Raw genomic sequence first — 23,075 nt, forward strand, 5'->3', positions numbered from 1 at the left:
ACTCCGCGAAAGGCTCGACCCGTGACCCGTTCTCGCTCCGCGCGCCGCCTCCTGGCCTCCACCGCGGGCGCCTCGGCGCTCGTCGCCCTCTCCCTCACCGCCCCCGCCGCCGCCGACGAGCACCTCGACGTCGTCGCCCACGGGCTGGACAACCCCCGCCACCTGGCCTTCGCCCCGACCGGCGACCTCTTCGTCGCCGAGTCCGGCCGCGGCGGCGACGGCCCCTGCATCGAGGGGCCCGAAGGTGGCACGGTGTGCTTCGGGGCCAGTGGCGCCATCACCCGGGTCGCGCCCGACGGCGCTCAGACCCGGGTCCTGACCGGTCTGCCGTCCGTTGCCGACGAGGGCACGGGAGAGGGCGCCAGCGGTCCGACCGACGTCGTCGCAACCGGGTCGCAGAAGCTCGCCTTCACCGTCGGTCTCGGCGCCGACCCGGACCTGCGGCTCTCCGTGCCGGAAGCCGCCGACATGGGCAAGCTGTGGGAGACCACCTGGCGCAACGGGAGGGTCACCGAGCTCGCCGACATCGCCCAGCACGAGGCCGACGCCAACCCGGTCGCCGGTCCCGACAGCAACCCCGGCGGTCTGCTGCGTCGTGGCTCGACCTACGTCGTGGCCGACGCCGGCGGCAACACGGTGGTCGAGGCCCGCCGGCAGGGCTCGACGACGACCCTCGCCGTGCTGCCCTCCCAGCTGGCTGAGGCGCCACCGTTCCTGGGCCTGCCCCCCGGCACCCTCATCCCCACCGAGGCGGTGCCGACTGCGGTCGCCGAGGGGCCGGACGGTGCCGTCTACGTCAGCCAGCTCACCGGCTTCCCGTTCCAGGAGGGCCTGGCCAACATCTACCGGGTCGACCCCGACGGCAGCCTCGACGTCTATGCCGGCGGGCTGACCACGGTCACCGACCTGGCGTTCGCCGACGACGGGACGCTGTATGTCGTAGAGCTCGCCTCCGCCGGCCTGCTGAACGGGCCGGTCGGGGCGCTCGTCGAGATCCCCCCGGGCGGCGGAGACGACCACACGACGGTGGTCGACGGGCTGTTCGCGCCCTACGGCGTCGCTCTGCAGGGCGACACCGCCTATGTCACGACCGGCAGCGTGCTGCCCGGTGGCGGGCAGGTGGTGGCGGTCCCACTGGACTGACGGGTCGGGGCCGGGTGGGCTCAGTGCTGTCGCACTGAGTGCACCAGGTCCAGCATCGCCTGGCTGAACCGCTCCCGGGAGAAGGACGCGACGTGGTCCTCGATCGCCTCGACGTCCCAACGGCGCGTCCGGGCCCGGGCGATGGCTGCCCGGATCTGGTCGGGGACGGCCACGTCGAAGAACTCGCCGGTGCGCCCCTCGACCACGGTGTCCAGGTAGCCGCCTGCGCGTAGCGCGATGACGGGCTTGCCGAAGGCCCCTGCCTCCAGCGGGGTCAGCCCGAAGTCCTCGCGGCTCGGCGCGAGCAGCGCGGTGGCGTGGGCGTAGAGCCAGCGCATCTGGGCGTCGGACAGGCCGTGGAGGAGCATCGCGTTGGGCGGGGCCACACGCCGCAGGTAGGGGAGCTCAGGGCCGCGCCCGACCACCACGAGCCGCTCCTCCGTGCCCTCGACCGCACGCAGCACCTGGTCGATGTTCTTGTAGGGCAGCAGCCGGGACACCACGAGGTTGTAGCCGAGCTCAGCCCACTCCCACAGGTCAGGGACCTCGGCCTGCCGTCCCTGGGGACTCACCCCGGCGGCCGGGTGCAGAAGGTCCGCCTTGATGCCGTAGGCCGCGTCGATGCGGTCGCGCACCACCGTCGAGTTGGACAGGTAGACGTCGGCGGAGTGGGCGGCCCTCCTGTCCCAGGCCGTGAGTGGTGCTCGGACAGCTGCCACCACCGCCCTCTTGACCTGCGCCATGCTCCCGGAGCCGAGGTACTCGTCGGTCTGGTAGAGCCACCGGGCGGGGTTGTGGCAGTAGACGATCTTGGCTCCGCCGGTGGAGAAGCCGTGGGCCCAGCCGCTGCTGGAGACGACCACGACCTCCGCGTCGACCCGCATCGTGTGGGCGGCCAGCGGCAGGAGTGGCAGGGCGAGCCGGTGATGGCGTCGCAGCAGCCCGACCCGGTTGAGGGGCGAGACGATGACCTCGAGGTCACGGAACTCCGGGAACGTCGCGTCGGGGTCGTAGAGCGTCGTGTGGATCGGGGCCCCGGGGAAGGTGCGCGCGATGTCCAGCACCACGCGCTCCGCACCACCGCGCTGGGTCAGGTAGTCGTGGGCGATGGCCACGGCCGGCCGGCCGGCACGCCTGCGACCGGCGTCAGCGGACGGCATGCCGCACTGCCATCAGCTCGTCGGACCCCATGGCGGCTGAGTCTAGCCACGCGCCTCGCTGGTCAGGCAGGCGCCAGACACAGATCTCTCACGGACCGTCGAGCAGCTTCTCGAGGTAGGTGCCGTAGCCGGACTTGCGCAGTGGTTCGGCTGTGGCGCGGAGCTCGTCGTCGGTGAGGTAGCCCATGCGCCAGGCGATCTCCTCGGGGGCGCCGATCTTCTGGCCTTGGCGTGCCTCGAGGGTGCGCACGTAGTTGGAGGCGTCGTTGAGGGAGTCGAAGGTGCCGGTGTCCAGCCAGGCGGTGCCGCGGGGCAGGATCTCGACGTGCAGCTGGCCCAGGTCGAGGTAGCGGCGGTTGAGGTCGGTGATCTCCAGCTCTCCCCGTGCCGAGGGCTTGAGCTCGCGGGCGAACTCCACGGCCCGCTCGTCGTAGAAGTACAGGCCCGGCACGGCGTACCGGCTGCGTGGCTGGGCCGGTTTCTCCTGCAGCGACACCGCACGGTGCTCCTCGTCGAACTCGACCACTCCGTACGCGGAGGGGTCGGCGACCTGGTAGGCGAAGATCCCGGCGCCCAGGACGTCGGTGAACCGGGCCAGCTGGGTGCCCAGGCCGGGCCCGTAGAAGATGTTGTCGCCGAGCACCAGCGCGCTGGCCTGACCGGCGACGTGGTCCGCGCCGATGAGGAAGGCCTGGGCCAGCCCGTCCGGGGAGGGCTGGGTGGCGTAGGTGATGGTGATGCCGAACTGTGACCCGTCGCCCAGCAGGCGGGTGAACTGGTCGGCCTCGTGGGGTGTGGTGATCACCAGCACGTCGCGGATCCCGGCCAGCATCAGCGTGGCCAGCGGGTAGTAGATCATCGGCTTGTCGTAGACCGGGACCAGCTGCTTGCTGACCCCGAGGGTGATCGGGTGCAGCCGTGAACCGGTCCCGCCGGCCAGCAGGATGCCCTTCATGTCGGTCTCTCCTCGTCTGCGGCAGGGCCCGGGCCGTGCGTGCCTCCCGGGTCCGGCCGGTCCTGCAGGTACGCGGTGAGCGCGTCCCTCTGGTGGGTGGGCACGAACCCGGCTCTTTCGATCTTGCCCAGCCGCAGGACCGAGCGGGGCGGCCGGGGGGCCAGGGGCCCGGCCGCCCCCCGGGTGTAGTCCGCCGTGGTGGTGTCCACGACCCGGTCCGGGTCGTGCCCGGTCAGCGCGAACACCTGGCGGGCGATGTCGGCCCACGACCCAGGCGGGCCGGCGCTGGTGAGGTGGTAGGTGCCGAACCCGGCCCCGGTGCTGAGCAGGTGTGCGGTGCCCCGGGCGAGGTCGTCGGTGAACGTGAGCCGCCCGACCTGGTCGGCGACCACCGTGGGTGAGACCCCACGGCCGGCCAGCTCGGCCATCGTGGCCACGAAGTTCTTCCCCTGCCCGACCACCCAGGAGGTGCGGATGAGGTAGTGCCGTGGGAGCACCGAGACCGCCAGGTCACCGGCCGCCTTGGACTGCCCGTACACCCCCAGCGGGCACAACGGGTCGTCCTCGGCGTAGGCCTCCTGGGTGCCGTCGAAGACGTAGTCGCTGGAGTAGTGCACCAGGGTGAACCCGTGCTCCACGGCCGCCCGGGCCAGCGCGGCGGCCCCGCCCGCGTTCACCGCCCACGCCGCCCGCCGTCCCTGGGGTGTCTCGGCGGCATCGACCGCGGTGAACGCTGCGGCGTTGACGACCACGTCCACACCGGTGAAGTCGAAGGCCGCGACCGCCCCCGGGTCGGCCAGGTCCAGCTCCTCCCGTGCCACGCCCCGCGCGCCGGGCAGTGCTGCCAGCAACGCCCGCCCCAGCTGGCCTCGGCCCCCCAGCACCACCGTGCGACCAGCGGGCACCGGCGTGAGGTCGACCAGCCGCGGGTGTGACCGGTCCTTGTCCGAGACCACGGCCCGCGCCAACGGGATCGGCCAGTCGATGGCGACCGTGTCGTCGGCCAGGTCGAGCATCGTGTAGGACGCCTGCCGGCTCCAGTGCTCGTTGACCAGGTAGGAGTAGACCGTGTCGTCCACCAGGCTCTGGTAGGAGTTGCCGACCCCGCGCGGCACGAACACCGCCGTGCGCTCGTCCAGCTCCTGCGTGTGGACCCTCCCGAAGCTCGGACCCTCCCGCAGGTCGACCCACGCCCCGAACACCCGGCCGTGCACGACCGAGACCAGCTTGTCCCACGGCTCGGCGTGGATCCCCCGGGTCACCCCGGCCGGCCCGTTGTGCGCGACCGAGTGCTGCACCGGACCGAAGTCGGGCAGACCCAGCGCCGTCATCCTGGCCCGCTGCCAGTTCTCCTTGAACCAGCCCCGGGCATCCCCGTGCACCTCCAGGTCGACCACCAGCAGACCCGGGACCGCCGTGCCGCGCACCGCCAGCCCAGCCACCGCTCACTGGCCCTTCGCGGCATACGCCGCCTCGATCGCGGCCTTCTTCGGCCGCCACCAGTCAGCATGCGCCCGGTACCACTCGACCGTCCTGGCCAGCCCCTCCTCGAAAGAGGTGTACGCAGGCTCCCACCCCAGCTCGGTGCGCAGCTTGGTGGAGTCGATCGCGTACCGCAGGTCATGACCCGCCCGGTCGGTGACCTGGTCGAAGTCGCCCGGGTCACGCCCCATCAGCTGCAGGACCAACCGCACGACCTCCAGGTTCGACCTCTCCCCGTCCGCACCCACCAGGTATGTCTGCCCGACCCGCCCCTTCTCCAGGATCGTCCACACCGCGCTCGAATGGTCCTCGGCATGGATCCAGTCACGCACGTTCGCGCCCGCCCCGTACAGCCTCACCCGACCACCGTCCAACACGTTCGTGATCTGACGCGGGATGAACTTCTCCACGTGCTGCCACGGCCCGTAGTTGTTGGAACAGTTGCTCAACGTCGCCCGCACCCCGAACGAACGCACCCACGCCCGCACCAGATGGTCCGCCCCCGCCTTGGACGCCGAGTACGGACTGGACGGGTTGTACGCCGTGGCCTCGCTGAACCGCCCCGGGTCGTCCAGCTCCAGGTCACCATAGACCTCGTCAGTGCTCACGTGATGCATCCGCACCCCGTGCCGACGCACCGCCTCCAACACCGTGAACGTGCCCACGATGTTCGTCTGCACGAACGGGGAAGGGTCACGCAGACTGTTGTCGTTGTGCGACTCCGCCGCGAAATGCACCACTGCGTCACCTTCACCCCTCAGACCAGCCACCAGACCACCCACCACAGCGGCATCACACACATCACCCACCACCAGCTCCACCCGGCCCGACGGCAACCCCTCCACCGCCTCCCGCGACGCCGCATACGTCAGCTTGTCCAGCACCACCACACGCACATCCGTGCGCTCCACCACAAACCGCACGAAGTTCGACCCGATGAACCCCGCACCACCAGTCACAAGAAGACGGTCCATGGCCTCACCTTAGGGCGGGCTGTCGTGAGCACGCCCGGAAAGAAGAGCCCCGAGGCGGCCCAGGGGGTAAGCACCTTCCCGACGCACGGTTGCTCCTGACGCAGTCCGTCGGTGCATCACGTCTCGGTAGATCCGCTCGTAGTCGGCAGCGACTCTGTCCCACGTGAACTCGCGGACTGACTCCAAGCCCCTGGCCGCCAGGCGGGCCGCAAGGGCGGGGTCCCCCAGCACGCCGTCGATGGCCTCGGCGAGCGCCGGCACGTCCTCGGGGTCGACGACGAGCCCGTCGACTCCGTCAGCGACGAAGTCCCGCGGCCCACCGCGAGCTGTCGCGATGAGGGGTGTACCGCTGGCCCAGGCCTCGAGCGCGACGATGCCAAAGGCTTCCCGCCTGCTCGGCACGACGACGACGTCGGCGAGCGACATGGTCCTCTGCACGTCGTCTGCGGCCTGCCTCCCCAGGAACTCCACACGCTCGGAGAGCCCGAGGCGACCAGCGAGCTGCTCGAGGCTCCGACGCTCAGGGCCATCACCGACGATCGCCAACCGAGGTGCGGTCGTTGCGTCCACCATCGCACGCAGGAGGAGGTCGAACCCCTTGACCTGGACCAGCCGACCCACCGCAACGACCGTGGGCCGGTCTGCTCGACGCTCGAGACGCTCGACCACCTGGCCCACAACCCCTTGGTCGACACCGTTGGGCACGACATGGACGTCCGACGCACCGAAGCGCGCCCTCAGGTCGTCCTCCACCACGCGGGAGCAGGCGGTCACGGCATCAGCGGTCGCGCACCCTCGCCGCAGCTGCCGGCGAAGGAGCGCGGACCGGCCGAAGATGTCGCCGTCATCCATGAAGGTCTCCCCATGAGCCGAGATCACGAGTGGAACCCCGCTCGCCCAGGAGAGTGCCCCTGCGTAGGGGCCGTTGGGCCCGAAGCACTGCACGTGAAGAAGCTCCGGGCGGAAGTCACGCAGGGCAGCCACCCACCGTCCGAACGCCACAGGAGCCGAGACCACGAAGCGGGTGGCACTCGACATGCGCCGTGCTGGGAGAGGGCACGGCAGGTAGCGGACTCGTATGCCGTCCACGGTCTGGACTCCGAGGCGCTCGCCCCTGTCGACGGTCCACACCTCCACCACGTGCCCACGCCTCACCAGGTGGGCCGCGACATGTCGAGTGTGCTCCTCGACCCCGCCGAAATGAGGGTGGTAGGAGCTGGCGATGAGCGCAACGCGGTGTCCACCCTGGTGACCTGTCATGCCGGCTCTCTGATGTCGGTCGAGTTCCACCGACCATACTGCTGTCGTGGACCCCGCGTCCCCAGCAGGTGAGCGTGGAGACGAGTCGAGCCAGAAGTGAGGGGACGTGACACGAGCCGTCGTCATCGCCACCACGGCCAGCGAGACGCCCATGGGGGCACAGGCCTACGAGCGAGCCATCACCGCCCGTGCGGCGGAAGCACTCGTCCGCACGGGTCACCCCGGCGCTGTCCAGGAGGTGGTCGCGCGGTCCCTGCGCTCACCGCTGCACGGCAACAGGCGACTGCCGATGGGCTGGCTCTCCTCGGCTCGACCGTCTGCGCGTCGTCTCCTCGGCCACCTCGTGTACCCACGTCATGCACTGGTGCACCGGATGGATCTCGTCCTGCCTCCCCCACCGGGGCCGGATGTGGTCACGCTCCACGACCTCGTGTCCTGGGACTTCGAAGATGAGTCGGCTCCAGTCAGAGCCGCCGCCGCGGAGCTGAGGCGAGCGGACGCGGTGATCTGCGTCTCGGAGTTCACCGCGACCCAAGCCTTGGAACGCCTGGGGCTCACCGATGTCACGGTCGTGCACAACGGTGTGGACGAGCGTTACTTCGACCCTCCCTCGCTGGACGCTGCGTGGCTGCCGAGGCACGGCATCCCTGGACCTTTCGTTCTCTATGCAGGCGGGTCGTCTGCCCGCAAGAACCTGCCCGGTCTGTCTGCCGCGTGGGGACTGGCATCTCGTGGGCTGCCTGACTGGCACCTCGTCCTGGCAGGACCGCGGTCGGACATTCGAACAGCGTTGTTCGCCGGGCTACCGCGGGTCGTCCACCTGGGACGTGTGGAGGACGCCGTCATGCCCTCACTGGTGGCTGCGGCAGGGTGCGTCGTCGTCCCGTCGCACTACGAGGGGTTCGGGCTCCCTGCCCTGGAGGGCATGGCAGCCGGGGTCCCCGTGGTGTCCAGCAACCGGTCGTCCCTGCCGGAGGTCGTCGGTGACGCCGGCATCCTCGTGGACCCCGCTCCGGACGCGTTGGCCGAGGGGCTGCTCGCGGTTGCCTCTTCGTCGGTCGACCTCGCCGCGATGACGGAGCGAGGGCGGCGGCGAGCCCAGCGCTTCACCTGGGACCGCGCCGCCGACGGCCACGCCGCGGTCTGGGCGAGCCTGCTCTAACGCTGGGCAGGGACCAGGCGTGGCCCAGCTCAAGGTCAAGGTGTCGGTCCAGTCGCTGCAGACCCCCCGTGTGATAGACGGTCAGCTCACCGAAGACGACCTGGCCGTCCATGTCGTACAGGTCGACTCGGACGAAGTCGTATGCAGCCCCCAGACGCTGCGCGGCAGCCTCCATGTCCGCGTACGTGTCGGGCATGGGAACGGGGTCAGCCAGCTCGTACCCGCCGTCCCGGTAGTCCAACGGCACCCAGCCTTCGCCGTACCAGCGCGTGCGTCTCGGCTTGACGGTGGCGTGCACAGTCCTGCAGAAGAGCACCCTGCCCTGGAAGACAAAGAACTTGTAGTCCTGGATCGGCACATCGGGCGGGCTGAGCCGCTCCTCAGCGAAGATGACACGGCGTGCGCTGCCATAACCCCATTCGCCGATGGTGGCCCTGCTTTTCTCGCCCATCCAGTGACCCACAGTGCCGGCGAGGGCTTCTGCGTCCGGACGACCGGAGCCGAACACGATATGTCCACTGGAGAAGTTGGGCTTCAAGACCCATTCACTGCACATCTCCGGAGTCCACGAGGAAGCGAACTCCGCAACGTCCGTGCCGACCCAGAGGGTCTGGGGCACGCGGACTCCGTGCGCTACTGCATACTCTTTGGAGCTCAGCTTGTCACATGCCAACGATATGACTTCTCGGCGGTCATAGACCATGCGCCAGTTGACCTTCTCTGTAAACCGGACCGGGTGTTGCAGCCGCAGAGGACGGCGATGGTGGCGAAGGTAGAGCCACCGCCTTTGTGACGAAGGGGGCAGTGTCTTCAGGAGTCGTCGGTAGGCGCCCATCAGCCCACAGCGGGACGCGCCCCTTCGCAACAGACCTCGCATGCTCACTCTCTCTGCACAGTCTTCAGGAGAAGGTCGAGCTCAAGCATCCTCGCCTCCCACGACATCGACTCAGCGCGTGCACGGAGCGCGGCCCCTCGTTGCCTCGCCGCTAGCGGGTCGGCGAGAAGGTCGTGCAGCTGCCCGGCCAGGGCATCCGGGTCAGCGGGGTCGACATAGATGCCGTCCGGTCCAAGGTACTCAGGGATACCTCCTCGACGAGCGCTGACCACGGGCAGCCCCGACGCCATCGCCTCAGTGACAACCTGGCCTGCGGGCTCGTCCCACTCGACGGGCATGCAGAACACGGTCGCCGCGCGGTAGACGTCAGCGATGTCCGAGCGGTTCACGAAGGGGACGAACTCGACCCGACCGCTGAGCGGACGAGCCAGCTCGCGCAGGTCCTGCTCGTAGGGCGTCAGCTCGTCCCATCTGCTCAGACCCCACGAGCCGACGATGCGGACCGTGAACTCCGCACCCAGGGCCGCCAAGCGCGCGGCCGCCCGTAGGACGTGGTGGGCACCCTTGTTCGGCACCATGTTTCCCACCAGCAAGATCACCGGCACTCCGGCAGGGGGTTGGGCGGCCGGACGGAACTCGACGCTGTCCACGCCGTTGCGCAGCACCTTGACCCATTCGCGACCCGCCCTGCGGTTGATGCCTCCAGCGGTGAACTCGCTCACGGCCACCACCAGGTCGTGGCGTCCGGAGGCCCGGACCATCTCGCGGCGAGACCAACGACGGAAAACGTCGTTGCCCAGGTGGAGGACCGTGGTGCCAGCGAAACCACGACACCACTCTCTGGTGATGGCGGCGGGCTGGTTGTAGACGATGACGGCACGCGAGTCAGGCGGCACAGCCTGCATGGCAGGCTCGAAGTACCTAGCGGCCATTGGACGACGACCCACGAGAGCACCGAGGGCAGCGTCGACCCGCCGCTCGCGTGCAGTGAACCACTCCGGGCCTTCGCGTCCCTCGGTGCTGAAGGTGCGTACCGTCCCGGCGGTGTAGTCCTGGGCCCGTTCGTCGTTGACGAGCACGTAGCTGGTCCCCCCTGAGGCCTCGTGCGCCCGTGCATGCTGGTACACCTTGGTGATGAGGGCACTGCCGGTCGCCGGTGAGTAGTGACTGTGGACCCCAGGGATGTGTGTCAGAGGACTCACAAGCGAGCGGGCGCGAGGCCTCTCGCCTGTGCTGTGGCGTCCGGGAGCCGACATGCGCCCAGCATGCCACCGTGGCTTCCCCGTGGGACCGCCTCTGCGAAGCACACACCGTCCAGGCAGCAGGACGTTCTGCCGCTCAGCCCCTTGTCGTGAGCCCGCTCCCGTCCAGGACGTCGAGTCCTCCTAGACTGTCGACGAGGCCCTTGCGGGCCCCACCCCGCCCCCCGCCACAGGCACGCACCCCACGGCAGGCACATCTTGAGGCTTCATGAACATCGTTGAGACGGTGCGCGCGACGCGTCTCGTACTCGATCGACGAACTCGCCGCACCCTCGCCTGGGCGACTGTGGCCACCGTGCTCATCTCGCTCCTCGACACCCTCGCCATCGCCATGGTCCTTCCGTTGGTGACCCTGGCCTCTGGAGGAAGCGACAGTTCGACGGTGGGCCGCCTGGTCGGTCAGTTGCTTGGCAACCCGGACCAGGACACGCTTGTCGTCATTCTGGCGGCATCGGTCGTGGTTCTTTTCATACTGAAGGACCTAGGCGCCATTGCCTATACCTGGTGGCTCACGGGTTTCAAGGTCCTGAAACGTGTGGAACTCTCCACTCGGCTTCTCGAACACTTCTTGCGAACACCGTTCACCGTCGTGTCACGACGCAGTTCCGCAGAGCTTCTCCGCACGATGAACGACGCCGTGGTCCAGTTCTACGGCACGACTGTGTTCGGGCTGATGACTATGGTCGCGAACGTAGCCGGCTTGGTGGCGATCGCCATCGCTCTGCTGATCTCGGCCCCCCTTCCCAGCATCATCCTTGGTGCATACTTCTCAGCCGCTGCCTTGTTCTATCTTCACGTCATGAAGCCGCGGTCGCGCTCAGCGGGCCAGATCGCCGCTGAGGCTTCTTCTGCCGCTTACAGGACCGCATTCGCTGCGCTCGGAGGAATCAAGGAGACAAAACTTCGGGGGAGCCAGTCATTCTTCATCGAGGCCTACAGGGAGGCATCGCTTCGGGGGGCCTACGCGTCGCGCACGGCAGGTTTCATCTCAGCCGTTCCCCGCTATCTCCTCGAAATCCTCTTCATCTTGGCCGTAGGCGTCATCTTGATCGGTGCGGTGGTGATATCCGAGACCGAGAACAGTGTCGCATTCGGCATGCTGGCACTCTTTATCGCTGCTGGTCTCCGCGCGCTGCCCGCCGTCACGAGTCTGATGGCGCAGATCTCCAACCTACGGTTCGGCGCCGGATTCCTGGACGTGATCATCGAGGAGGTTAGGGCTGAGCGAGCGCAGGCCCTGGAGCCCGCTCGCGACGGCGCGCAACCCCTGGAGTTCACAGACAGACTGACGCTGGAGGATGTCAGCTTCGTCTATCCCGAGACGGACGTTCCAGCGGTTCGAGGTGTGAACTTGGACATCCCTCACGGGACGAGCCTGGCTGTCGTCGGTGGTAGTGGTGCCGGTAAGACAACGCTCATCGACCTGGTCCTGGGGCTGCACCGCCCATCTCAGGGTCGTGTCCTGGTCGACGGTCGAGATATCGAGGACAACATCTCGTCGTGGCAACAGACCGTGGGGTACGTCCCGCAGGAGGTGTTTCTGCGTGAGGCGTCTCTAGCCGAGAACATCGCCTTCGACCAGGACCCTGACCAGATCGACGTGGACCGGGTGAAGGAGGCGGTTGAACGCGCACAGCTGTCTGGCCTGGTCGCGTCCCTTGAGGCAGGCCTCGAGACGCCCGTCGGCGAGCGAGGGTCACGGCTGTCCGGAGGACAGCGACAGCGCATCGGGATTGCTCGTGCCATCTACCAGCAGCCCAGCTTGCTGGTTCTCGATGAGGCCACCTCAGCACTCGACAACGAGACCGAGCACCGCGTCAGCGAGGCTATCCAGCAGCTTCACGGCCACATGACGCTGGTCATCGTTGCCCACCGCCTGTCCACAGTGCGCCATGTAGACACCGTCGTCTTCATGCGGGACGGCCACGTGGAGTCCATAGGATCGTTTGACGAGGTCCGTCGACTGAACCGTCACTTCGCTCACATGGTCCAGCTCGGGTCCCTCAGCTGAGCATCCCGTCTCGGCCCTGGGGGGGATCGCAGCCAAGGGTCATGAATCCTCCCGAAGACGGTTGAGGAAGGGACGCATCCGCCATCGCACGGGCGGGGGCATCAGGATGGACAGCCGCAAGAGCCGGGACTCGACGAAGGCACTACCACCGGTGAAGATGTGCACACTCTCCCGCATACGTCCTTGCCTGACCGCCTCCCAGAACCACCGGTGGACCTCGCCTGCATACTCGTCGGCGTAGTCGGCGATCCGGAGACCAGCGGGGCGACCCGCGTTCTGCCAGGCCAACGACCAGGCTCTCAACCTGTGCTGCCACTTCGGGAAGCTCGAGTCCGTTGTGATCTGACCGGCGTGAACACGGTAGAAGAACCAGCGCCCTGGGACCAGATGCCACTCCACATGGACCGCGATGTAGACAAAGAGGAGCCAATCCTGGCCGGTTCGGAGGTCGTCCGGGATGTCCTCGACCAGCGTGAGCAGCTCTCGCCTGAACATCGTCGATGACGTGACTCCCGCGTTCTTGCGAAGCAGCGCAGGCAGACTCTTGCCCCTGATCTGGAGGTATGTGAAGTCGTTCAGGGGGACAGCGAGTCGGGCCGCCCGCTCCAGCTCTGGACGCCGGGCAAGGCCCGAGATCTCACTCTTGAACCCGTTGAGCTCCGTGGCAGCGCCGAGCTCAGAGAACTGCCAGAATGCAGATCGCAGCGCGGCGCACGAGGGGTGCTCGCGAAGATACTCCGCGAAATGCTCCTGCTTGCGGCTGTGCCAGATGTCGTCGTCATCGAGCAGACAGACCCATTCGGTCGTCACCGCTTTGAAGCCATCCTGTCTGGATCGCGCCGGACCCAGGGACGTCTCATGAATGATGAGGGTTGTGTCCGGAAAGGCGTCCCGAACGGCGGCCGCGGAGGAGTCCGTGTCCCCATCGAGCACGACGACGACCTGGTCTGGCGGCAAGGTTTGGGCGTAGACACTTTCCAATGCCGTCAACAGCATCTCGCGTCGGCCTCTGCTAGGGATGACGACGGCATACCTCAAGGCCGGTGGCCCGTCAGGAGCATCCACGCCGAGAGCTTTCTGTTCGGGAACGCGTCATGAGGCCGGCAGCGCCCAAGGCCGTGCGCGGTGTTCCGGCGATGAGCAACCGCACCTCTCGCGCCGCCACGGAGGCAGTGCGCAGCGCATTCGCCTGCTCACCCCGCCCCATCGGCCATCGATGTGCGCCATCTTCGGTCCAGCGCGTCACAGAGTACACCGCTCTGCGCGGTGGAGACCTTCCTGCACAGGGCCGCACCAGAACCCACGACCGCGTCGAGGTCACCGAGGTGAAGGTAGCGGCCTCCATCTGTCTCGGTGTCCCACCCGATGTAGGTCAAGAGCATGTCCGGTCGTGGCGCTTGCTCCCACGACAGAAGCGTCTGAAGCAGTGACTCGTCCGGAATCACGCTCCGACGGTAGTGCCTCACAATGTCATGGCTTGACTGCAGAGCCTCAAGGAGACGATCGAGCAAACGCCGGTCGACGGCCAACATCTGTTGACCCTTGTATACCGGTCGCCCGCCGGTCCACGAGGCTTGACTCCGGATGCCCACGACTCGGCGTCCGGCACGCCGTACAACACGGTAGGCCAGGACGGGTTCCACACGAAGAAAGAAGCTCTCGCGCGCCCTGACCAAGAGCTGGCGTAGGGCGACGATGGGAACTCTGTCGACGACAGCGGGCACATCCACCCACCGATAGTGGTAACGGTTCCAGTGGTCGTTGCCGATGCCGCGGTGGCGCCCCCACCGCGGTGTGTACTCCAGCGGCACGGCCGAGCCGACCCACCCACCGCCTCCCTCCAGGAAAGTCGACTCCCATCGAGACAGGTCACCGCAGACGTAGTCCTGTCCCGACGCAAGTGCGACCATGTCCGGGTCGGCCCACTCTCGAAGACGCCTGAGGCCGTCGATGGTGACCTGCACGAGCTCCCACGAACCCCAGTTCGTCTCCGCGCCATGCACCCAGACCCGGACGCGGGGATGACTCACGACCGGTGGGGCAACGGCACGGTCGTCATGGGCGATCAGGACCCAGGCGTCAGCACTGCGACGCACGATCTCCTGAGCGAGCCGCTGCACCTGCGCCACATCGCAGTGACTCAGAACGAGGTAGCCCGTTACCGGCATGGGACCTTCACGGTGAGCGCACCTCGAGAGCCTCGCGGATGCGGTCAGCGACGGGGTCTCTACGGATCGGGTCCGTCGGCGCCAGGCGGGCCTTCCGGACGGATGCACCCATACCCCACGCGACACCGAGAACGGTGACTCCTAACCTCTCAGCCCGACGTCGCACACCAGGCGCGTCGCGGACGTCGACGAGCTGACTCGCGACCCAGCGTCGGACCAGGGCAGACCCGATCCCTGCGTGGCGGGCCAAGAGCACCATGTGGTTTCGCCGACCATACAGCTTGTAGCGCGTGTCGAAACGGCTCCCTTTCACATGGGGCGCGGGGAGGTGGTCGACGGCTGCGTCCGGATCAAACACAACCACTCCGCCAAGACGTGCTATGCGCAGGAAGATATCCGTGTCCTCACGTAGCGCTGTGCCTGGATAATCGTCGCGGAACCCCCCGAGCCGCCTCAGAGCTGGTCGCGCAAAGGACATGTTCGCCCCGATGCCATGCGTGACACGACACCTCCCCTCCCTCAAGGCCGCAAAACCCGCCGTCAACGTCCCTGCGGACGTCAGAGTCCCGATGGGTTCCACCGGTTCGTCCTCGCCTGGCACCCGGTTCAGTGTTCTTCCGGCAACGGCGTCGATCTTTTCCTCCGCAAATGCGGTGCGCACAGCCTCGGCCCATCCAGGATGAACAACGACGTCGTCATCGAGGAACGAGATCACATCTCCTGAGGCGTAAAGAAGCCCTTCGTTGCGCGAGCTCGTCATGTGGCCGGCAAGCTGCGGGACGTGAACGTATGTAGCCGCCTCGTAGGCGGAGGAAACGGCCTCGTGGTCATTCCGTTCGCTCGCATCCACCACAATCACCTGGCGAATATACTCATGCTGGTCCCACAATGAGGTCAGACATCTCGCCAGAAACTGGGGCCGGCGATACGTGACGATGATCACCGACAATGCCGGAAGATGATCTGCGCTCATGCCAGGAGCCTCTCGAGAACGTCATCTGTGCTTGCACATGCCACCTCGTCGGTGAAGTCGGCGGCGCGATGAAGTGCCGCGGCACTGTGGCGACGATAGTCGGTCAGGAGGGACTGGACCGCCTCAGCGACAGCGACGGGGTCCCTCGGGGGAACGAAGGCGCCACAACCTGGCTGGACGATCTCTCGCGGTCCTCCGTGGTTGGTGACCACGACGGGACACCCCGCACCCAAGGCCTGCACGATCACCTGACCAAAGGGCTCAGGGACCGTGGAACAGTGGACCAGGACGTCATGCGTTGCGAGCAGCCTGCTGACGTCGTCGACATGCCCGACGAGCGTTGCGTCGGGCTCCTGTGCCACAAGGTGCTCCAGGTGCCGTGCGTACCGGTCCTCACCGAAGTGGGCTGCCCCCGCGATCGTCAGGGTCGCTTCGATGTCGAGGTGACGAAGCGCCCTGAGCGCTTGTACCGCAACGTCTGGCGCTTTCCACGGGGAGATCCGGCCAAGGAAGAGCAGCCGCAAGGGAGACTCGGGGACCCTCCTGGGCGGCCGGGCCAATGAGCCCGCTCCCACCCCGCTCATGCTGTAGACGACATCCACGTCCTCGGAGGACACGTGCAGAGCTTCTCTGACGGTGCTTGCGGTCCACGCCGAGTTGGCGAGGTAGTGCGTCACGCGATGAGCAGTGACCGTCCTGGTCAGCAGCAGCGCAGCAGCCGACATGGCGCTGTCTGTCAGTCCGTCGCGTACCCAGTAGACGAGGCGCGTGCGCCGTGGAGCGGCGGTGGCGCTGAGGAGCGCCGCGGCTCGCATCGAGTTTGCGACCACGAGCCCGCCCTCCCGGATGGCGGCTCGAAGGCGCCTCATGTCGGGGGCGTGGACCACCGCCTGGTCCAGTCCCTGCCATACCCCGCCGGACTCCATGGTCACGAGTCGAACGGGAAGGCCGGTCGCCTCGAGGTACCGGCGCAGCGCCAGCTCACCTCCTCCCGGCTTGTTGGTGTGCGATACGAAGGTGACAGGTGACGATGGGTTCACGGCGGTGTCTCACCTCCCGCGATGCTCGTGATGACGTCCGTCATCTCACCCACCCGCGTGGACCAGTCAGGGAGGTCACTCGGTAGGTTCGGCGACCACTGGACCGGGGTGGCGACAGCCGCGGCCACAGCGCCTGCGAAGTGGACCGACGTGGCCGTCGTTACAAGCGGGTCTCGCACGTCCTGGAAACCGGGTACGGCGGTGGAGACGACCGGTCGACGGGCAGCGCGGTACTCGTAGGCCTTGATCGGATCAAGCGATGCTGTGAACTCGGTCAGCAGATGCGGCACCACGAGAACGTCGGCGTGCTGCAGGTAGGCCGGCACATGCTCACTCGGACGCGGCCCGAGGACGTGGACACCTGCCTTTCGAAGGGCCACGAGGTCACTCGACGGCAGAGGTGCCGGGCCGACAAGCACCAGTGAGCCCGCGGACCGCGACGCACCGGTCGTGGCGAGGTGGTGGGCCGTGGCGACACACAGGTCGACGTCCACACGGTCGCGGTGGACCGTGCCGAGATAGAGCGCCACCGGGCCCTCCGGCAGATCTGCCGGCCGAGGTGATCGGGTCCGGTAGGCGTCGAGGTCGACGGCGTTCGGGATGAGGACCACGCTGCGCTCCGTGGACTTGGCTCGCTGCAGGGCTGGGGAACACACCACCACCTCCTTGCAGGAGTCCAGCAGGTACTGCTCCTGGCGCCTGAGGCGGACAAGCTCAGCAGGCGGCCGGTCGGCCACGAGCCAGTCGTCCGTGATGTCGTACAGGGAGGGCCACGCCGTCGTCGCCAGGACCTCGGCACCCCCCGGGTCGTTGACCCAGAGCAGGGGCGAGTCCATGCCGAGCCGATGGGCGGTCCTCACCACGGCACGGGCACGTCGTCGGTCCCCTCTCGGGTCCAGTCGTCGTGGCAGCACCTTGCGAGGCCGCAGTGCCCACAGCTCCCTGCCCGCGAGCTCGGGCAACAGGATCCGACGAAGTCCGACGGCCGAGCCCCGGGGCCGGCGTCCGCGCCGCAGCTCGTGCAGGCTGTCGACCGCCGGCTCGACGAAGAGCACCCGTTGCACCGCGCCTCGTCGCAGCAGACCGGCCACCAGGTGCTGGTTGCGCCGCCACACCTCGTCCCAGGTCTCGAGGGAGAGGACGACCAGGTCTGTCATGCCAGCACGCTGTCGTAGAACGCGAGGGTGTCCCGCACCTGGCGGTCGAGGCTGAAGCGCTCGAGCTGGACGTCGCGCAGGGTTGCGCCGTATGCCGTGCGCGACTCCTCGGACCCCGCCAGGTCGCGCAGCTGGGCACCTGCCGCCTGGACGTCACCGGGAGTGAACAGTCGCGCAGACTCGGCCACGCCCACCGTCTCCAGGTGGGCCCCCGCGGCAGCAGCGACGACGGGCAGGCCTCCTGCCATGGCCTCCAGGACGGTCAGACCGAAACCCTCGACAGGGCAGGGAGCCACGAGCATCGAGCTGGTGTCCATCGTCGCCTCGAGGTCGCTGAGACGACCGACGAAGTCGACGGCTGCGCTCACCCCTACCGCCGCGGCGAGCTCTTCCAACGCCGCGGACTGCCGGCCCACCCCGGCCACCACCAGACGCCAGCCGAGTCCTGCCAGACCGGACCCGGCAAACGCCTGGACTGCGACGTTCGTGGCCTTCTCGGCCTCGAGCCGCTGAGCGACCAGGACTCGAGGGCCACGGACGTCAGCAGTGCCGAGCGGTCGAGGCAGCAGACCCGGGTAGATGACCGTGCTGCGACCCTCGATCCGCGATGCGACATAGCCGGAGATGGCGATCTGCCCGCTCACCCGCGGCTTCACCATGCGGGCGGCGAGGGCGCCCCCGGCTGACCTGCCTCGTGGGCCGGCGAAGTGCCGGGTCACGACCACCGGTGTCTGCCGGCCTGTCGTCGCTGTGGTCGCACCCAGCTCAGCCGCCGTCATGTGCGCATGCACGAGGTCGGCCGGAGCGCCGCGCACCGCCCGGGCGACCTGAAGGGTCGTCCGGGCCGGCACGGTGGTCACGGCGTGCGGCAGTGCTCCGCGCATCCTGTCCGGGTCGCCGCCCACGACAGTGACCTGAATCCCTGCCTCGCACTGAGCCGACGCCAGCACGCATACGTGTCGTTCGACGCCCGCGAAGCCGTCGGACCGGATGGCATGCAGGACTCTCATCGTCGTCGCGCAGCCGTACGCTCGGCAACCACCGCGTCGAACAGCCGGACGTACCGCTCAGCCACCTCGGCCCACGAGTGCTTCTCAGCCGTGGCGCGGGCAGCCGCCGAGACTGCATCGGCATCAGCGACCCCTGCCTGCCGGACACAGCGAGCGATGTCCTCCGCACTGCCGTCGGTCACCCAGCCGTTGACCCCGTCCACGATCAGCTCGGGCACCGAGCCCACCGGTGTGGCCACTGCGGGCAACCCGGAGGCCATCGCCTCAAGCAGGACCAGCGGGTGCGCCTCGTACAGGCTGGGCATGACGAGGAAGTCCGCGGCAGCCAGCGCCGGGCGAGGATCGGGCTGGTGACCGAGGAAGTGCACACGGTCAGAGACACGCTGCAGGGCTGCTTCCTGCTGCGCCGCCTCGATCATGCGTGGGGTCCCACCGACCACGACGAGGTGGTGGTCCGTCGCAAGGTGACGCAGGCTTTCCATGGCGGCCGGAAGACCCTTGCGGTGGAACTCATGTCCGATGAAGAGCGCAACGACAGCCTCGCTGGGCAGGTGGAGCTGGTCTCTGAGCTCGCGTCGGGTGTGAGAGCCAACAGGCCGGTAGCGCGCGACATCGACGCCGTTTCCGATCACGACCGACTGTGGGAAGACTTTGCCGTACAGGCTGGTCAGGGAACTCGCCTCACGCTCGGTGAGGCTCACGACGAAGAGATGGGTGTCCGACCGGAACCGGAGCCGGTCGCGCGACACGGTGAACAGGTGGACCGGGTTACGCACGAGCCGATAGGCGTAGTGGCCCCTGGCCTTGAGGGACACCTGCAAGAGACCGTGGTTCACGTAGACATCGCCGGCGGCTGCATCGTTGTGGCAGATCGAGACGGTCCCGTCAGGGAGACTGCGCAGCACCCTACGGGCGGCCACGGTGCCCACGGTGCTGAACCAGAGGACTCGAGACGCATGTCGCAGCCGTCCCAGCAGATCCGGATCACGGCGCGCCAACCAGGTGCCCCCGCAGTCGGCCAGCGTGAAGCGCCGCACGTCATGGCCCTCCCGGGTCCACTCCTCCTCGAGATGACGGGCGACCGCCCCCACCCCCGTGCCGGCGCCGATCTCCGGGGTGATCTGCAGGATGATCACGAAGCGGACTCCTTCAGCCTCCGGCCAGAGGACCGCCTCCCTACTTCGTCCCTGTCGTCTGCCGTGTGCAGCGCGTGTGCGCCGAGACACACACCCGCGACGGCGAACGGAACACTGACCGAGACACCGACCCAGAACAGGTCGAACTGTCCCTGGGTCAGCCTTGTGAGCAGCATCGCAAACGCGAGGGTGCCGTAGCGCGGGTCCATCGACCACAGCACCCGGAGCATGCCGACCGCCATCACGAGGAAGCCCAGGAGGCCGATGACACCGGTGGTCGCGAGCACCTCCAGGAACACCTGCGGTGGCTGGAAGGCATAGGGCGTCTCACCGGTGGTCCAGTACCGCAGACCCAGTCCGAACCAGGGGTTGGTCTGCCACGCGGCGACCGAGTCCTCGAACCAGGTCAACCGCTGGAAGACCGAGTTGTGCACGTTGCCCGACTCGACGTCCTGCCGGACCAGGCTCGCGACGACCAGCGCCACCGGAGCCATGGCCAGTGCAGCGAACCACTGCCGTCCCTTGTCCGGGTGCGTGCGCAGGGACACGATGACGAGCACGACGGCCAAGGCCAGCATCGCCTGTCTGGACTGCGCGAAGGCGATCCCCGCGGCCGAGACCCAGAAGACCAGCCGCATGGCCCACCGAGGCCAGCGCAGCCAGCCCGGCCGCACGAAGGCGAGCACCGCGGAGAAGCTCAGCAGCGTGCCGATGAAGTTCTTGTGCATGCTCCAGGGCCACGAGGGGTAGATGGCCGCGAAGCTGCCGCCCGCCCACTGCAGTGCGCCCTGGACGACGGTGCTCGCGGCCAGCAGGACACAGGCCAGGAGGAACAGGCTCACGCCCTGGACGGCATACCCGGAGCGTCCCACAGCCCAACCGACCACGAGCGACCCGCTCACGAGCAGCCACGCGTGGAACCACTCGACCGTGTTGGCGAGGAAGGGGTTCGCCACCACGGTCAGCAGGGTCGCCGCCTGGTAGACCACGTTGAGCCACAGGAGCCTGCGCAGGTCGGGGCTGAACGGGCGGGGGGCGAGGAGGACCGCCGGCCAGAAGGCCACACCGAGCACGAGGTCGGAGACGGACATGTCCAGGCCGGGCGGACCCACTCTCGCCACGACGACCATCAGCGGCATGGCGACCAGCGGTAGGACCACGGGCTGGCGGACGCTGATGCCGGCCAGGAGCACCACGCCGGCCACACCGAGGGCGAGCGCCGGCTGGGAGGCCGCCAGGTAGCCGACGACGACGACGATGCCGACCGACACCACCACGGCCAGCACACCCAGCGCCCGCAGCCCCCATGGGGAGGCCGCGGTGCCGGGGTCGAGGCGCGGGGTCACAGGGACATGGTCCCAGATCGCAGCCGCCGCTCCTCCTGCAGCGGACCGCTGCGCAGCAGCACCGCCCGACGGGCCGCGGCCGAGGCCCGTTCGCCCGTGAGCACCCGTGCGCGGACCAGGGCCCCGGCGAGCTGCCCTGCGCGCGACACCTGCCACCCGAGCGCCCCGTGGTGCTTGCGCAGGTACCTCTCCAGGCCGGCGGCGAAGTACGCGTCCCGGCGGCTCCGGTCGGTGCTCGTCCCCGCGCCCTCGTGCACCACCCGCACCTCGCCGACCACCGCGTGGCGCCAGCCGAGGTATGCCGCACGCCGGGACCAGTCGGTCTCCTCGGCGTAGAGGAAGAACTCCTCGTCGAACCCGCCGACCTGGGCGAGTGCCTCGGCCCGCAGCAGCAGCACCGAGCCGATGACGTAGTCGGTGCCGTCCCCGAGCCGCCCCAGGCCGGCAGCCTCGACCCACGACCGCAGGGGACCGGGGAACGGCCAGCCGACCCGAGCGGGTCGGCCCGCCGCGTCGACCTGGGCCGGAGCGACACTGGCGAGGTCGTCCTCCGCGCGCAGCGCACGGTGCAGCCCCCGGACGTCCCCGACGGTGACCACGGCGTCGGGGTTGAGGAGCAGCACGTCACGGCCCGGGTGCCGGCGGTGCCTCAGCCCGTAGTTGACCCCGGCTCCGAAACCGTCGTTGCGGCCGGGGTCGAGATAGCGCACGCCGAGCTCGGCGCAGACGTCGCGCACCTCGGCCAGGGAGGAGTTGTCGACCACCGTCACCGGCAGCTCCCGCACCGGTTCCAGCGTGCGACGCAGCGTCGCGGGCGCTCCGTAGGCGACCACCAGGACCTCCGGGTCGTCCGCGCTCGCGGTGCTCGGCGGCGTGCTGCGGGTGACCCGCCGGTAGACCTGTTCGTACCGCTGCGCGACCGCGCCCCAGTCGCAGCGGGCCGCACGCTCCAGCCCCGCAGCCCGCAGCCCCGCTGCCAGTGCCGGGTCGTCGCCGATGCGGCTCAGCGCGCGGGCGAGAGCAGGAGCGTCACCCTCGGGCACCAGCAGCCCGGCGCCACCCACCACCTCCGGCAGGGCGCCACTGTCGCTCGCGACGACGGGCACCCCGCTGGCCATCGCCTCGACCACCACGCGGCCGAACTGCTCCACCCATCCCGGGGTGCTCAGCGAGGGCACGGCCAGCACGTCGAAGCCTGGCAGGACGCCGGGCAGCTCCTCGGGGGTGCAGGCGCCGAGGAAGCGGACCCGACCGGCGAGGTCTGGCTCGCCTGCCCGCCGTCGCAGCCGCTCCTCCTCGGGTCCGGCACCGACCATCGTCAGCCGCAGCTCCGGCTGCAGGGCGACCGCCTCCAGGAGGACGTCGACACCCTTGTGCACCGCCCAGCGCCCGACGTACCCGACGCTGACGCCGGCACCGTCGGGAGGGGTGCGGCGCTGCGGACGAAAGGCCCGGGTGTCGACCCCGAGCGGGATGACGTCGGCGACTCCTGGGAAGCCCTTGCGCTGGACGATCCGGCCCGCCTCCGCGTTGCACACCACGATGGCGGAGGCACGGCGCAGCGCCCACCGCTCCAGCCAGCGGAAGGGGGGCGGGTAGCGTTTGTCGATGTTCTGGGCGGAGTAGAGGACGTACGGCGCACCACACCTCCGCAGGGCGCGCAGCGCGAGCACCTCGGCCGTGGCGAGGGCGAACGGCTCCTCGTGGAGGTCGATGACGTCCCACGGCTGCGCCAGTGCCGTCCACACCGCTCTCGGGTCGTAGACGAACAACGCAGGGTGCGTGCCCCACGTCCGGGCCGCGACGACGGGTTCACCGGTGCGCGGCACCAGGTCGACGAGGCTTCCGCCCTCGTTCCACCTCCGCGCACCGATGACCGTGACGTCGTGGCCGAGGCCGCGCAGCGAGTCCTCCCTACTGCGCCAGGCCGTCACGGCCGCGCTGTGGAAGATCCGGAGCACCCGCACCCGGGTACGATAGCCCGGGGACCTCCCACCTGCG

Annotated in this window: 19 protein-coding genes; 3 read left to right on the plus strand and 16 right to left on the minus strand. The window is 68.7% G+C overall.

Annotation, left to right across the window (positions count from 1 at the left end):
* The first annotated feature begins 21 nt into the window (after nt 1-21).
* Complete coding sequence (locus tag LVO85_RS08430) at nt 22-1,143, plus strand: ScyD/ScyE family protein (protein WP_232746982.1); 1,122 nt, start codon at nt 22-24, stop codon at nt 1,141-1,143.
* Nucleotides 1,144-1,163: 20 nt separating this feature from the next.
* Here LVO85_RS08430 and LVO85_RS08435 read toward each other — a convergent pair whose 3' ends face one another.
* From LVO85_RS08435 to LVO85_RS08455, 5 genes are all read right to left on the minus strand, one after another.
* Entirely contained in the window at nt 1,164-2,303 is a 1,140-nt protein-coding gene (locus LVO85_RS08435) for a glycosyltransferase (RefSeq protein ID WP_232746983.1), read from the minus strand.
* A gap of 88 nt (nt 2,304-2,391) precedes the next feature.
* Entirely contained in the window at nt 2,392-3,258 is an 867-nt protein-coding gene (rfbA, locus tag LVO85_RS08440; protein WP_232746984.1) for a glucose-1-phosphate thymidylyltransferase RfbA, read from the minus strand.
* Nucleotides 3,255-4,700: a sugar nucleotide-binding protein gene (locus LVO85_RS08445; protein WP_232746985.1), complete on the minus strand. Its 1,446-nt coding sequence runs from the start codon at nt 4,698-4,700 to the stop codon at nt 3,255-3,257. Before LVO85_RS08445 ends, rfbA begins: the two co-directional genes overlap by 4 nt.
* 3 nt (nt 4,701-4,703) lie before the next feature.
* A complete protein-coding gene (rfbB, locus tag LVO85_RS08450; RefSeq protein WP_232746986.1) occupies nt 4,704-5,714 on the minus strand; it encodes a dTDP-glucose 4,6-dehydratase in 1,011 nt (336 codons plus the stop codon).
* Between the two features lie 9 nt (nt 5,715-5,723).
* Nucleotides 5,724-7,127 (minus strand): glycosyltransferase family 4 protein, encoded by a 1,404-nt coding sequence (locus LVO85_RS08455; RefSeq protein WP_332875419.1) that lies wholly within the window; start codon nt 7,125-7,127, stop codon nt 5,724-5,726.
* Between LVO85_RS08455 and LVO85_RS08460 the strand changes: the two genes are divergently transcribed.
* Nucleotides 7,081-8,136 (plus strand): glycosyltransferase family 4 protein, encoded by a 1,056-nt coding sequence (locus LVO85_RS08460; RefSeq protein WP_232746988.1) that lies wholly within the window; start codon nt 7,081-7,083, stop codon nt 8,134-8,136. The genes LVO85_RS08455 and LVO85_RS08460 overlap by 47 nt on opposite strands.
* On the opposite strand, the gene LVO85_RS08465 is transcribed toward LVO85_RS08460, so the two are convergent.
* Entirely contained in the window at nt 8,081-9,013 is a 933-nt protein-coding gene (locus LVO85_RS08465; RefSeq protein WP_332875420.1) for an ATP-grasp fold amidoligase family protein, read from the minus strand. The genes LVO85_RS08460 and LVO85_RS08465 overlap by 56 nt on opposite strands.
* A gap of 2 nt (nt 9,014-9,015) precedes the next feature.
* The gene (locus LVO85_RS08470; protein ID WP_232746990.1) at nt 9,016-10,098 is read right to left on the minus strand and encodes a glycosyltransferase family 4 protein; all 1,083 of its coding nucleotides are present in this window, start codon (nt 10,096-10,098) and stop codon (nt 9,016-9,018) included.
* Nucleotides 10,099-10,441: 343 nt separating this feature from the next.
* Here LVO85_RS08470 and LVO85_RS08475 point away from each other — a divergent pair, with 343 nt between their 5' ends.
* Complete coding sequence (locus LVO85_RS08475; RefSeq protein WP_232746991.1) at nt 10,442-12,244, plus strand: ABC transporter ATP-binding protein; 1,803 nt, start codon at nt 10,442-10,444, stop codon at nt 12,242-12,244.
* A gap of 39 nt (nt 12,245-12,283) precedes the next feature.
* Here LVO85_RS08475 and LVO85_RS08480 read toward each other — a convergent pair whose 3' ends face one another.
* The 9 genes from LVO85_RS08480 to LVO85_RS08520 all read right to left on the minus strand — a co-directional run bounded on the left by LVO85_RS08480 (nt 12,284) and on the right by LVO85_RS08520 (nt 23,041).
* Nucleotides 12,284-13,309 (minus strand): glycosyltransferase family 2 protein, encoded by a 1,026-nt coding sequence (locus LVO85_RS08480; RefSeq protein ID WP_232746992.1) that lies wholly within the window; start codon nt 13,307-13,309, stop codon nt 12,284-12,286.
* A gap of 128 nt (nt 13,310-13,437) precedes the next feature.
* The gene (locus LVO85_RS08485; RefSeq protein WP_232746993.1) at nt 13,438-14,412 is read right to left on the minus strand and encodes a hypothetical protein; all 975 of its coding nucleotides are present in this window, start codon (nt 14,410-14,412) and stop codon (nt 13,438-13,440) included.
* Between the two features lie 7 nt (nt 14,413-14,419).
* Nucleotides 14,420-15,385 carry a glycosyltransferase family 2 protein gene (locus tag LVO85_RS08490; protein WP_232746994.1) on the minus strand — a complete coding sequence of 322 codons (966 nt, stop codon included), beginning with the start codon at nt 15,383-15,385 and terminating at the stop codon, nt 14,420-14,422.
* Entirely contained in the window at nt 15,382-16,425 is a 1,044-nt protein-coding gene (locus tag LVO85_RS17025; RefSeq protein WP_232746995.1) for a glycosyltransferase family 4 protein, read from the minus strand. Before LVO85_RS17025 ends, LVO85_RS08490 begins: the two co-directional genes overlap by 4 nt.
* Nucleotides 16,422-17,582, minus strand: a complete 1,161-nt coding sequence (locus LVO85_RS08500) for a glycosyltransferase (protein WP_232746996.1) — start codon at nt 17,580-17,582, stop codon at nt 16,422-16,424. The genes LVO85_RS17025 and LVO85_RS08500 overlap by 4 nt, the downstream gene beginning before the upstream one ends.
* Entirely contained in the window at nt 17,579-18,592 is a 1,014-nt protein-coding gene (locus tag LVO85_RS08505) for a glycosyltransferase family 4 protein (RefSeq protein WP_232746997.1), read from the minus strand. Before LVO85_RS08505 ends, LVO85_RS08500 begins: the two co-directional genes overlap by 4 nt.
* Complete coding sequence (locus tag LVO85_RS08510) at nt 18,589-19,728, minus strand: glycosyltransferase family 4 protein (RefSeq protein ID WP_232746998.1); 1,140 nt, start codon at nt 19,726-19,728, stop codon at nt 18,589-18,591. Before LVO85_RS08510 ends, LVO85_RS08505 begins: the two co-directional genes overlap by 4 nt.
* Complete coding sequence (locus LVO85_RS08515; RefSeq protein ID WP_232746999.1) at nt 19,725-21,074, minus strand: O-antigen ligase family protein; 1,350 nt, start codon at nt 21,072-21,074, stop codon at nt 19,725-19,727. The genes LVO85_RS08510 and LVO85_RS08515 overlap by 4 nt, the downstream gene beginning before the upstream one ends.
* The gene (locus LVO85_RS08520) at nt 21,071-23,041 is read right to left on the minus strand and encodes a glycosyltransferase (protein ID WP_232747000.1); all 1,971 of its coding nucleotides are present in this window, start codon (nt 23,039-23,041) and stop codon (nt 21,071-21,073) included. Before LVO85_RS08520 ends, LVO85_RS08515 begins: the two co-directional genes overlap by 4 nt.
* Nucleotides 23,042-23,075: the final 34 nt, after the last annotated feature.

Origin of the sequence: Ornithinimicrobium sediminis (assembly GCF_021272345.1) — a bacterium.
GTDB lineage: Bacteria > Actinomycetota > Actinomycetes > Actinomycetales > Dermatophilaceae > Ornithinicoccus > Ornithinicoccus sediminis_B.